Genomic DNA, 11,779 nt, shown 5'->3' on the forward strand with positions numbered 1-11,779 from the left:
CCTGGCGCTATCTTCGTGGTCCCTTTTATGAAGAAATGTTTCGTCTGTGGTAACGTTGCCCGCGAATAAAAGGCACTGTGTTTGAGTATGCCTTAGCGTTTGCTTCCCGTTATTTTCATAAGTTTATTTTGTAGTAGGTTACCCAATGTTCAGGGAAGAGTTCTCGTGACTGTCCATATTGCATCTCCCGGCTTTCCGCTAGTTGTCGATCTCGACGGTACGCTGCTGCGCTCCGACATGCTGCTGGAAACAGGTATGGCTTTTGTCCGCCATAAGCCCTTGAGTCTATTCAAGGTTTTTGGATGGCTGACCAAGGGAAAGGCTGTCCTGAAAGAGGAGCTCGCCCTCGCCAACCCTATTGATGTCAGTGTCTTACCTTTCGATCCGGTAGTGATTGAGCTGATCGAGGATGAGCGACGCAAAGGTCGTACCATTGTTCTGGCTACGGCCAGTCATCACAGCCTTGCCGAAAGTATTGCAGAGCACCTCCAATTATTTGACTTGGTGCTGGCGTCGGATGCCAACCGCAACCTGTCCGCTCATCGCAAGAGAGACCTTCTGGTCGAGCAGTACGGCGAAGGTGGCTTCGATTACGTGGGCAACTCCCATGATGACATCCTCGTGTGGGCTTCAGCCCGCAAGGCCTATGTCGTCAACCCGGAGTCAGGCGTTGAGCGTCGAGCTCAGTCCCACGGTAATGTGCAACAAGTCATTCATTCCAATACATCTGGTCTAAAAGACTGGCTGAAGGCTTTTCGGCTTCACCAGTGGATGAAGAATGCGCTGATTTTTGTTCCTCTGATCGCGGCTCACCAACTGACCAGCCCATTGCTCCTATGGCAGGGCATTCTGGCCTTTTTGTTTTTTGGGCTCTGCGCGTCAAGTGTCTATGTGCTCAATGACTTATTAGATCTCGCAGATGATCGACATCATCACTCCAAAAGAAACCGACCATTTGCGTCGGGACGATTGTCGATCAAATACGGAGTGCTCGTCTTTCCACTACTGTTGCTTGGCGCTTTTGCCGGCGCCATATGGCTATTGCCTTGGGCGTTTTCTGGCGCGCTCGTCGTTTATTACATATTGACGCTGGCCTATTCGCTTTTATTGAAGCGACAAATGGCTATCGACGTGATCGCACTGGCCGCTCTCTATACCTTGCGCATAATTGCAGGGGCGGCAGCATTTGGATTGGCGCTGACCTTCTGGATTCTGGCGTTTTCAATGTTCATTTTCTTGAGCCTCGCGCTGGTTAAGCGTTACGCAGAGCTACGCGAAGCGAAGCGAAAGGGCGATACCGGGAAGACTCGTGGTCGAGGCTATTACCCGGCGGATCTGGAAATGATCTCCTCGTTGGGAGCCTCTTCCGGCTATCTGGCGGTCATGGTGTTGGCGTTGTACATTCACGACCAGGCCACCACTGGCCTTTACGCCCATCCGCAAGTCATTTGGTTGGCCTGCCCGTTGCTGCTGTTCTGGATAACCCGAGTGTGGATGCTCACGCATCGCGGACAAATGCATGACGATCCCGTGGTGTTCGCGATCCGCGACCGTATTAGCTTGATTGTCGGCGCATTGTTTGGGCTGGTGTTCTGGGTGGCTGCATGAGCCGTGCGCTTTATTCCTGGGGCTGCTATCCGCGCACGCCTCAAACTGCACACGCGTTTAGCTGGCTTAGCGATGTCGCCGCTCTACGGGATGCAGTGGTCGCGGCGCAGGGCAGCACGCTGCCCTATGGTAACGGACGCAGTTATGGCGACAGTTGCATGGCCGATAGCAATCATGTTTTGCATATGCGAAGCCTTGATCGCTTCATCCAGGCCGACTGGCAGCAAGGCATTGTTACCGCCGAAGCAGGTGTAACCCTCGCCGAGATACTGGCAATCGCTATACCACAAGGCTGGTTCTTGTCCGTCACGCCAGGCACGCAGTTCGCAACACTAGGCGGTGCGATTGCGAACGATGTCCACGGAAAAAACCATCACCTGCGCGGCACTTTCGGCAACCACGTACGTTCCTTCGGTTTGTTGCGACACAACGAAGAACATCTGAGCTGTTCCCCAACTGAAAATACAGAGCTTTACGCTGCGACCATTGGCGGCCTGGGCCTGACGGGGATTATTAACTGGGCGCAAATTCAGTTGATCCCGATTCGCGCGAGCCAGATAGATAGCAAAGTGGTTCGATTCGAGAACCTGGCGGAGTTCTTCAATTTGTCCGCTGAACTGGATCATCAGCATGAATACAGTGTTGCCTGGATCGATTGCCTGGCGAAGGGCCCCCAGACTGGGCGCGGTGTATTCATCGTGGGTGACCATGCCCGTTATGGCTCACTGGAAGTGGACGCGCGGACAAAGTTGAGTGTTCCGCTGACACCGCCAATTTCGCTGATAAACAATCTGTCCTTGCGTGCCTTCAATGATTTGTATTGGCGGGTACATCCTGCGCAGAGCACACGCAAACGTAGCAGCTACGAACCGTTTTTTTATCCATTGGACCGCATCCTGCATTGGAACCGTATTTATGGCCGCCGTGGGTTCCAGCAGTACCAGTGTGTGATTCCTGACGCAGTCGCTGACGTGGTCATGCGCGACCTGCTGGGCGCTATTGCCGAGTCAGGACAGGGCTCGTTTCTAGCCGTGCTCAAACGCTGTGGAGACATCGCTTCTCCGGGCCTGCTTTCGTTTCCGCTGCCTGGAACTTCCCTGGCCCTCGACTTCCCCCACAAGGCGGATTTGGCGCGTCTGTTCACCCGGTTGGATGCCATCGTTCGCGAAGGAGGAGGGCGTCTGTACCCGGCCAAGGATGCTCACATGAGCGGCGCCGATTTTCGCCAGGCCTATCCTGGCTGGGAGCGACTGGAAGCGTTGCGTGATCCCTCGCTGAATTCCCACTTTTGGAAACGAGTTACTCAATGAAACGAATTTTGATTATTGGCGCTACATCGGCCATCGCCACTGCTTGCGCTCGCCTTTGGGCAAAACAAGGCAGCGAGTTCTTTCTCGTCGCTCGCAGTGCCGACAAGCTCGCACAAGTCTCGGCGGATCTCACCGCGCGCGGTGCAAAAACAGTGACTGTTCACTGCATGGATGCCATCGATTTTGCTGCCCATGGCCCGATGCTCGAAAGCTGTGCCGCTACGCTGCAACAAATTGATGTTGCGCTCATAGCACACGGTACTTTGCCAGATCAAAAAGCGTGTGAGCGGGATGTCTCTGTTGCATTGGCAGAGCTCAGCAACAACGGAACGTCGGTGATTGGTCTGCTCTCGCTTCTTGCCAATCAATTTGAGACCCAGCGCTGTGGCACGTTAGCGGTGATCTCATCTGTGGCAGGCGACCGCGGCAGGCCTTCGAACTACCTTTATGGTACGGCGAAAGCGGCGGTGTCGACCTTCTGTGAGGGGTTACGCGCGAGGATGTTCAAGGTCGGCGTGCATGTGATGACAATCAAGCCGGGGTTCGTTGACACGCCTATGACTCGTGGTCTGGCCTTGCCGGCTGCGCTGCTGGCGACGCCAGAACAAGTGGCGGCTCTTATCATCAAAGGCGTTGAAAAGCAAAAAGACACACTGTATGTGCCGGGGTTTTGGCGCCTAATCATGCTGATTATAAAAAGTGTACCAAGTGTAATTTTTAAAAGGCTCAACCTTTAATTTTATCTTGTTGCGTTGGGCTTTATTGGGGAGGGATATTTTGAAATCTAATAGTATTCGTAATTTTACGGTCGCCGCGTTGCTTCTATGCATTGCCATCGTAATAACTTCACTCATAGGCGGTGTAATTTCATTTTCCCCCGTGCCCTATTGGGATATGTGGGACGGCTATATAGACTTTTACTCAAAAGTTCAGGCGGGCGATTATTCCGCTTGGTGGGTGCCGCATAATGAACATAGAATTATATTGTCCAGACTCTTCTTTTGGAGCGATCTACGCTGGTTTGGTGGATTAAGTTACTCGCTTATTGTCGTTAACTACCTGCTTGCTGCGGCGGCCTGCGTAGTGTTTGTTCAATTTTTAAATGAGGCCTTCCGACAGCTCCCCAATAAAAGCACTCGACCTTTTTTTGCGTGTGTGCTTGTGAGTTGGTTGTTTTGCTGGTCTCAATATGAAAATTTCACGGTTGGATTCCAGAGCCAGTTTTTCATGGCGCAGTTGTTGCCGCTGTGTGCTTTCTATTTTATTTATAAAATGTCCATTGTTCCTGAAAAAGCGACACGATACTTTATATGTTCTGCGCTGTTTGGGGTGCTGGCTGTAGGTACAATGGCGAATGGTGTTATCACCATGCCTCTTTTGGTTCTTTATGGGGTGTTCTGTAGGATTGGATGGCGCAAAAACGCGGTGCTTTGTTTCCTCTCGGCCGTTTGTATTGGTTTCTACTTCTACAAGGCGCCAGCAAAGGAAAGCTCTCTGCTGCATACCTTGTTGAGCGATCCATTGGGTATTGCGCATTATATATTTGTATATGTGGGCAGCCCATTTTATTATATTGCTCCTTTTTCAAGTAACTCGCTGAAGGTGACTGTTGCTGCATTGGCTGGCTTTTTCTTTATAGTTACAGTTGCCGGCGTCGCCTATTCGAACATTCGATCCACCCAGAAAAACTACCTCCATCTCAGTCTGCTTTTATTTGTCCTCTATATCGGCGGAACAGCGTTGGGCACTGCGGGCGGGCGGTTGCAGTTGGGTATCGAGCAGGCGTCGAGTAGTCGATATACCACGCCGGCGCTTATGCTGTGGGCGGCTCTGTTTGTGATGCTTATGCCGATCTTGGCTCGCTGGGCGGAAAAATATCGCACTGTACTCGCTGTTTTTCTGGTGCTCTCCGTGGCCCTGTTGTTAGGGCAGACGCGGGCGCTTGGATCGAAAGAAAATGAGCATTTCGAACGGCTCGTTGCCGCATTGGCGCTTGAACTAAATGTCAATGACAGCACTCAGATCACTCATGTCTATCCGAGAGCTGAGCGGGCTCTTAATGTTGCTAAAGTTGCTGTTGAAAATAATGTTTCAATTTTTAGTAGTAAACCTATCATTGGTGCTCATGAGAAAATGGGTACTGTAAGCAACCGTACTGAAGGGAAACAGTGTTTAGGCACTATCGATCAAATTTCTCCCGTTGTTGGCGAGGAGCGTTGGGGTGCTGTAAGCGGATGGATTTTTGACGAGGAGACTGAGACGGTTCCGCATTCAGTCGTTATCCTTGATCAAAAAAATGTCGTTGTAGGTTACGCCGTAACGGGAGGCGTCCGAACTGATATAGCTCGGCGTGAAGGCGCTAGCGCCATTCACTCCAAGCTTGAGGGATATGTACTAAAAAGCAGTTTGGGCGCTCAGTTAAAAGTCATTTCCAGTAGTTCCTGTTACTTTAATGTCCTATCCACCCCGATTCTTTATAGCTTCAGTTCAGTCAACGCAGATGTGAATGCCACTGCTGTGGGGACCTCGGCTGTGGTAAAGGGAACAGAATGGAGCGGCAGCGATTCATGGCATTCCAAGATTGATGGCCTGACCGTAATGGGCAGTTTTCGACAATCAGATGGCGATACGGGGTCGATCGTATTGCGCCTAAAACGAGGCGATAAGTTGCTGTATAGATCAGGTCCTACAGGCGGTCGCCAGATACTTGAGCTGAACGGGGACCCCAGTACCATCTCTACTCTTCCCATTGCGACTGAATGGGTAGCGCTGGATTTTTCCGACAAGCGATTCCCTGACAGTTACACCATAAAGCTTTCAGATAACGGCGATGCTTGGGGCGAGTGGTCTGCGATAGCGCTTAAGACTGATCACAACTAAATTTTCGCCCACGAGTGAGGTAGATTCAATGCAAGCAACACTGAACAAAAAAATTATTCTTCCCGGCGGTGCCGGCCTCGTGGGCCAAAATCTGGTTGCCCGGTTCAAGGCAAAGGGCTACACCGATATTGTGGTGCTGGATAAGCACCGCGCGAACCTTAAGGTGCTGAAACAGGTTCAACCCGATGTAACTGTTGAGTACGCCGACCTTGCTGAGCCAGGCGAATGGCAGCGTCACTTCGTAGGTGCCGAGGTCGTAGTGATGCTTCAGGCGCAGATTGGTGGTCTCGATTATCAGGATTTTGTGCGCAATAACGTCGACGCCACTGCGTTGATCCTTGAAGCCATCAAGTTGAACGATGTCCCTTGCCTGGTGCACATCAGTTCGTCTGTTGTTGAGTCCATGGCAGATGACTTTTATACGAGGACTAAAAAAGATCAGGAAAAAATGGTGCTCGACAGCGGTATCCCATGCCCTATCCTGCGTCCGACCCTGATGTTTGGCTGGTTTGACCGTAAGCATTTGGGTTGGCTGTCGCGCTTCATGAAGAAAGTCCCGGTTTTTCCGATTCCAGGACATGGCCGCTATATGCGTCAACCCCTGTATGTGGGTGACTTCAGTAATGTCATCATCAGTTGCATAGAAAATAATATTAAAGACGGCATCTACAATATTTCAGGGCATGAAAAAATCGATTATATCGATATGATTCGTGTCATTAAAACGGTCATAAACACCAAAACCCCGATTGTGCGAATTCCGTACACATTGTTCTACAGCTTGATCTGGATGTGGGGGGTGTTCGATAAAAACCCGCCCTTCACGACTCAGCAGTTAGCGGCCTTGAGTACCAAGGACGAGTTCGAAGTAATCGATTGGCCGGGTATTTTCGGAGTTCCGTACACACCCTTTGCCGAAGCGGTGGAAGAAACATTTAACGATCCAACTTACGGCAAAGTGGTTCTGGAGTTTTGAGTATGGGGCAGCGAATTGCGGTATTGGGTGCGGGTCCTATGGGGCTTGCCGTAGCGTACCAATTGGCACGTGACGGGCACACTCCAGTTATTTTTGAGGCGGATGATCGCGTCGGTGGTATGACGGCAGCGTTTGATTTTTCCGGTTTGACCATTGAACGTTATTACCACTTTCATTGCATCTCCGACCATGCGTTCCTCACCATGCTGGATGAGTTGAGCCTGGCGGATCAGATGCGCTGGGTAGAAACCAAGATGGGGTATTGGTATCAAAACCGCCTTCAGCCATGGGGAAATCCCATCGCGCTGCTCAAGTTCAAGGGGTTGAGTCTGGTTGCCAAGGTTCGCTACGGCCTGCACGCTTTTCTTTGCACAAAGCGTAATGACTGGAAGCCACTGGACGATGTTGAGGCCACTGGTTGGATCCGTCGCTGGGTCGGTGAAGAGGCTTGGGAAGTTTTATGGCGTCGGTTGTTCGACTACAAGTTCTACGGTTATGCAAGCAATCTTTCCGCTGCGTGGATTTGGAGTCGCATTCGCCGGATCGGCCGCTCACGGTATAGCTTGTTCCGGGAGAAGCTGGGTTATTTAGACGGCGGTTCAGAGACACTGCTGCAGGCGATTAAACGGGATATCGAAGCCAACGGTGGCGAAGTTAGACTGAAGTCACCTGTCACGAAAGTTCTGATGGACGGTGGAAAGATTCAAGGGGTCGAGGTAAATGGTGAAGTTGAACATTTTGACAAAGTGATCAGTACTATCCCATTGCCCTATGTGCCTAAGGTTATGCCGGACTTGCCCGATGACATCCTGCAGCGCTTCAAAGCGCTGAAGAACGTCGCAGTTGTTTGCGTAATCGCAAAGCTGCGCAAACCATTGACTGAAAATTTTTGGCTGAACACCAATGATCCTGACATGGACATTCCTGGTTTGGTTGAGTACAGCAACCTGAGGCCTTTGGATCAGCACATCGTTTATGTTCCGTTTTATGTGCCGGGTGAACATCCAAAATTTGCCGAGCCGGATGACGTCTTTCTCGAAAAAGTTCGACGGTATTTTAAAAAGATCAATCCATCGCTGGTGGACGATGATTTTCTCGACCTCCGTGCCAGCCGCTATCGGTATGCGCAGCCGATTTGTGACCCAAGCTATTTAGAGAGGCTTCCTCCCGTTTCGTTACCTGTCGAGGGGCTGTGGGTAGCCGATACTTCTTACTACTACCCGGAAGATCGCGGTATCTCTGAAAGCATTGATTTCGGGCGAAAAATGGCACGGGATGCGGTGAAGTGATTCAGCAATTCATGTCCCGGCAATTTTTGACTTTTCTGTTCACCGGAGGTACGGCGGCAGCTGTCAACTTTGGTTCGCGAATTATCTATAGCCAATGGTGCGGTTTTTCGAGCGCCGTGATCCTTGCCTACATCACCGGCATGATCACGGCGTTTGTCCTCGCGAAGCTGTTCGTTTTCAAGGAAAGTGAACAGTCGGTCCAACGATCGGCGATGATTTTCGTGTTGGTTAATATTGTCGCCGCTCTGCAAACATGGTTGATCAGTATGGGGTTGGCGTTTTACGTGTTGCCAGCCCTTGGCGTCGAGACGTTTGTTGATGAAATTGCTCATGCGGTCGGTGTTGTCGTACCGGTTTTTACCAGTTACTTAGGACACAAACGCTGGTCATTCCGCTGAACTGCACGCATTTGGTCACACATAGCAATTGCCGTAGCTACTCAAGGCACGGCAAATAGTGACTGCTGCAAGATGGTGCTGTTCAAATGACGTGACATATTCTTCGCTCGGTTTTTTAGAAGTAGGGATGTTGCGATGGGCATAATGCACTTCAAGATTTGGAGAAGTTAAAAAATGAGTAGTACTGGGCAAATGCCCCTCATGTCATCGCGGAAAGTATGGATAGCATCATGTACATTTTTGTTTTTCATGATTCTGATGTCCTTAGCTTCTTTCGCACCGCAAATGCCGCAGAACGATCTGGACCCTTCTTGGGCATGGGGCATAAGCCATGCAGTTGATACCGGAATTAGCCTGGGTAAAGATATAGTTTTTACCTATGGTCCATTAGCTAACGTGTATACGTGGGTATATTCCGAAAAGTACGGAAGCATCTATTTTATATTGTCCCTGTATCTCGCTATCGCAATGTATTTTGGCACGTGGTCACTATTCGTTGATAAACATCGTTTCATTCCAGTCTTAGCGTTAGCCATGATTTTTGCGTGGTTCGGATTCCGAAAAGATGCGTTCCTTATGGCGATCCCCGTTATTGCAATTTTTAATTTGATTGGGTCGAATCTGGAGGGCGAGAAACTTAAAGGGCGTCGTCTGTATGCGCTGATCGTCTTACTTCCTGCGTTAGGAATCCTGCCGCTTATTAAGCTCAGTTTTTCAGCGATTTGCGGCTTCAGTGCCTTGCTAGGGGGCTTGTTACTTATTCGGCAGCGTGAATATAAGGGGCTAGCCGCAGTATTACTGATTCCTGTCGTTACGCTAGTCGGGCTTTGGGTAGTGATCGGGCAAAAGCTTGCTGAATTACCAATGTATATACTTAATGCCCTTCCTATAATTTCCGGATATACGGAGGCCATGGCTCTTTACGATAGCTTAGTACTACCTGCTGTCGCGTTAGTGGGTTCAGCTTTTATTCTGTACGGAATTCTCAGCACGACTAAGTTGCCGAGGTTGTTGGCATCGACCGCGGCCATACTGGGTGCGGCCTATTTATTTCTAGTCTTCAAGGCTGGCTTTGTCCGGCAAGACACGCACCCTTCGATGACCGGTATTGGAATGATGACCCTCGCGCTACTAGCCTGGCCCATGGTCCATTCGTTACGCACGCTTGGAACGACGGTCTTTGCGGTTGCCGCCGGTTCAGCAGTAGCTTTCTTGAGTTTATCCACCAATCCAGCTGCACTCACAGGCTACTTTTTTGCGCGTGCAGACTCGAGCTTGAATGGCGCTATGGTTCGTGCATTTGATCCTGGTGTGTTCAAAGCAGATTACGAAGCGACAAAGCAGCAGATCGCGGCGAGTGATCCCATTCCTAAACTGAATGGTTCGACTGACATCTACTCTTACGCTCAGGCCGCCTTGCTGGCGTCTAATAATGAGTGGTCACCGAGGCCGGTTTTTCAAAGTTACTCGGCGTACACGCCAACATTACTTCAAAAAAACGCTGATTTCCTGCAGAGCAGTCGAGCGCCAACAAATATCGTTTTCAATGTTGAGCCCATCGACGGACGTCTTGCTTCCCTGGACGATGGGGCGAGCTGGCCGGCTCTGTTTCAGCAGTATGAACCACAAGCAATGGCTGGTAAGAGGGTCATACTGTCGCGCAATGATAGCCCGGTTCCGACATTTGTTGACCTTGGGCGAGTTAATGCTCGGATGGGACAGTCACTTAAAATTCCCGACTTTGATGGTCAGGTTTACATGACTGCAAACGTCAGACCTAGCGTGCTGGGTAAACTTAAATCATTGATATTTAAACCAAGCTACTTGCTAGGGCGGGTAACGTTAAAAAATGGTCGCGCTTTAGATTACCGCGTGATTTCAGGAATGATGCAGACACCGTTTTTGATATCACCATTAGTAGAGAGTTCGAAAGAATTTTTGTCAATGTATGTGAGTCCTGAGTTTCTCGATGTAAAGAGAGTTGAGAGTGTCGCGATATACAGTAAAAAAGATAATGATCGTGGTTGGCTGGATGCGGTAACAGTGAACTTCTACGGCATGAAGAACCCGCAAAGTGAACACGCTAGAGATTTGCTGCAGATCGAAAAGCCTAAACATACCGAGAAACCTGCTGCAGGGGAGTGTGTCGGTTCACTGGACGCTATCAATGGAGGTCCGGTAATTAACGGTATAGCCAAGGTCAATAATTTCGTTTCGCTTCGAGGCTGGAGCGCTGAGAGACCTGATTCGAGCATGGATCACGTAAAGCGTGTTGTGTTTATTGAGGGTGTTAAGGGCTTGCTCATGGCGAATGCTGTTAGCGAGGCGCGTGCAGATGTCGCGGATCACTTCAATGCTCCACAAATGCTTATGTCGGGTTACTTGAGCTATATTGACGTGACCGAACTGCAAGGTCGTTATCAGCTGAGCTTGGGCATGGAGCGAAACGGGCAGGTAATTCGCTGCCCTCACCCTCCTGTTGAACTCCAAATCAAATAAAGACTTTAAGGTCCACGGGAACGTCCAATAGTTGCGCCCTGACATCCCGTCTTGCACAACCAAGCCGGTTGCCAACGATGCGTCAACAACTCGCCAGTTTCACTCGCCTGCTGCGCTAGCAGGCGAGTGAAAAACGTCCTTCAAACAGGCTTACGCATCATGATCATTGAGTTATGCCGATTGGATCAAACTCATGAGCGCAGCAGCGCGGTTGCTAGTGCGTTGCGAACAGGCGAATAACCAGTTTTTTCCAAGATCCCTGGGTCGGATTTTCTGCTCGATATGGTCGTAGTCTATCGGCACCGTTCAATTACCCAGATAACGACTAAACACCGCCTAGCGTTTGAGGCGTTAACCACTCGCCTCCTTAATCCTTAAAACTTCATGCAAAAGCTCGCCCTCGACAATCATCCGGACATCAAATGCGGCCATAGCGGCACTGATTTTCCTGACGTATTCGTCGACGAGCGTCCAGTCCCATTGCGAACTTCGTCAGGGCATCGTCAAGTCGCTGCAGCTGCACATCGGTCAACAGGCCAGCGGTCGGTATCACTTTATCGATGATATGCGCTCGCCCCGGGGTCTGGGTCTAGGTTTTGCAGTCATCGCAGATCCACTTGCCACGAACGTGCCGCGCAACGCGGAACACGCCCGGCGTGCATCGCTGAGTCTTCGACGATGTGCTTTGGGGTGCAACCGCAGAGACAGCAAGTGTTTTCGGACCTGTGATGGAAAAGCATGCGAGGAAAGTCGGCACGCAAATCGGTGAGTTTGGGTCGTTGAGGGACTGATGGCTGTGTGGCCTTTAGAGCCAGGATT

The 11,779-nt window shown here is 50.5% G+C and carries 8 protein-coding genes and 1 pseudogene; 8 read left to right on the forward strand and 1 reads right to left on the reverse strand.

The features are described from left to right. Window positions 1-237 precede the first annotated feature (237 nt). The 8 genes from ACVWXD_RS03330 to ACVWXD_RS03365 all read left to right on the forward strand — a co-directional run bounded on the left by ACVWXD_RS03330 (window position 238) and on the right by ACVWXD_RS03365 (window position 10,960). Complete coding sequence (locus ACVWXD_RS03330; protein ID WP_241089483.1) at window positions 238-1,608, forward strand: UbiA family prenyltransferase; 1,371 nt, start codon at window positions 238-240, stop codon at window positions 1,606-1,608. Continuing rightward, window positions 1,605-2,918, forward strand: coding sequence for an FAD-binding oxidoreductase (locus ACVWXD_RS03335; protein ID WP_457370673.1), 1,314 nt, complete (start codon window positions 1,605-1,607; stop codon window positions 2,916-2,918). Before ACVWXD_RS03330 ends, ACVWXD_RS03335 begins: the two co-directional genes overlap by 4 nt. After that, window positions 2,915-3,655, forward strand: coding sequence for an SDR family oxidoreductase (locus ACVWXD_RS03340; protein ID WP_457370674.1), 741 nt, complete (start codon window positions 2,915-2,917; stop codon window positions 3,653-3,655). Before ACVWXD_RS03335 ends, ACVWXD_RS03340 begins: the two co-directional genes overlap by 4 nt. A 40-nt stretch (window positions 3,656-3,695) precedes the next feature. Then, the gene (locus ACVWXD_RS03345; RefSeq protein ID WP_457370675.1) at window positions 3,696-5,798 is read left to right on the forward strand and encodes a hypothetical protein; all 2,103 of its coding nucleotides are present in this window, start codon (window positions 3,696-3,698) and stop codon (window positions 5,796-5,798) included. Window positions 5,799-5,826: 28 nt separating this feature from the next. Further along, the gene (locus tag ACVWXD_RS03350; protein WP_457370676.1) at window positions 5,827-6,774 is read left to right on the forward strand and encodes an NAD-dependent epimerase/dehydratase family protein; all 948 of its coding nucleotides are present in this window, start codon (window positions 5,827-5,829) and stop codon (window positions 6,772-6,774) included. Window positions 6,775-6,776: 2 nt separating this feature from the next. Continuing rightward, entirely contained in the window at window positions 6,777-8,063 is a 1,287-nt protein-coding gene (locus tag ACVWXD_RS03355) for an NAD(P)/FAD-dependent oxidoreductase (RefSeq protein WP_457370677.1), read from the forward strand. Next, window positions 8,060-8,461 carry a GtrA family protein gene (locus tag ACVWXD_RS03360; protein WP_457370678.1) on the forward strand — a complete coding sequence of 134 codons (402 nt, stop codon included), beginning with the start codon at window positions 8,060-8,062 and terminating at the stop codon, window positions 8,459-8,461. The genes ACVWXD_RS03355 and ACVWXD_RS03360 overlap by 4 nt, the downstream gene beginning before the upstream one ends. Window positions 8,462-8,719: 258 nt before the next feature. Continuing rightward, entirely contained in the window at window positions 8,720-10,960 is a 2,241-nt protein-coding gene (locus ACVWXD_RS03365; protein ID WP_457370679.1) for a hypothetical protein, read from the forward strand. A 5-nt stretch (window positions 10,961-10,965) separates the two neighbouring features. Here the strand turns inward: ACVWXD_RS03365 and ACVWXD_RS03370 are convergent. Next, window positions 10,966-11,263, reverse strand: a pseudogene (locus tag ACVWXD_RS03370) (hypothetical protein); the annotation flags it as partial. Window positions 11,264-11,779: the final 516 nt, after the last annotated feature.

This window comes from Pseudomonas sp. TE3911 (assembly GCF_054062775.1).

Excerpts from the sequence above, each read along its gene's own strand:
- ACVWXD_RS03330 (WP_241089483.1), top strand. The coding sequence starts at position 238 with ATGCTGCTGGAAACAGGTATGGCTTTTGTCCGCCATAAGCCCTTGAGT.
- ACVWXD_RS03335 (WP_457370673.1), top strand. The coding sequence starts at position 1,605 with ATGAGCCGTGCGCTTTATTCCTGGGGCTGCTATCCGCGCACGCCTCAA.
- ACVWXD_RS03340 (WP_457370674.1), top strand. The coding sequence starts at position 2,915 with ATGAAACGAATTTTGATTATTGGCGCTACATCGGCCATCGCCACTGCT.
- ACVWXD_RS03350 (WP_457370676.1), top strand. The coding sequence starts at position 5,827 with ATGCAAGCAACACTGAACAAAAAAATTATTCTTCCCGGCGGTGCCGGC.
- ACVWXD_RS03355 (WP_457370677.1), top strand. The coding sequence starts at position 6,777 with ATGGGGCAGCGAATTGCGGTATTGGGTGCGGGTCCTATGGGGCTTGCC.
- ACVWXD_RS03365 (WP_457370679.1), top strand. The coding sequence starts at position 8,720 with ATGTCCTTAGCTTCTTTCGCACCGCAAATGCCGCAGAACGATCTGGAC.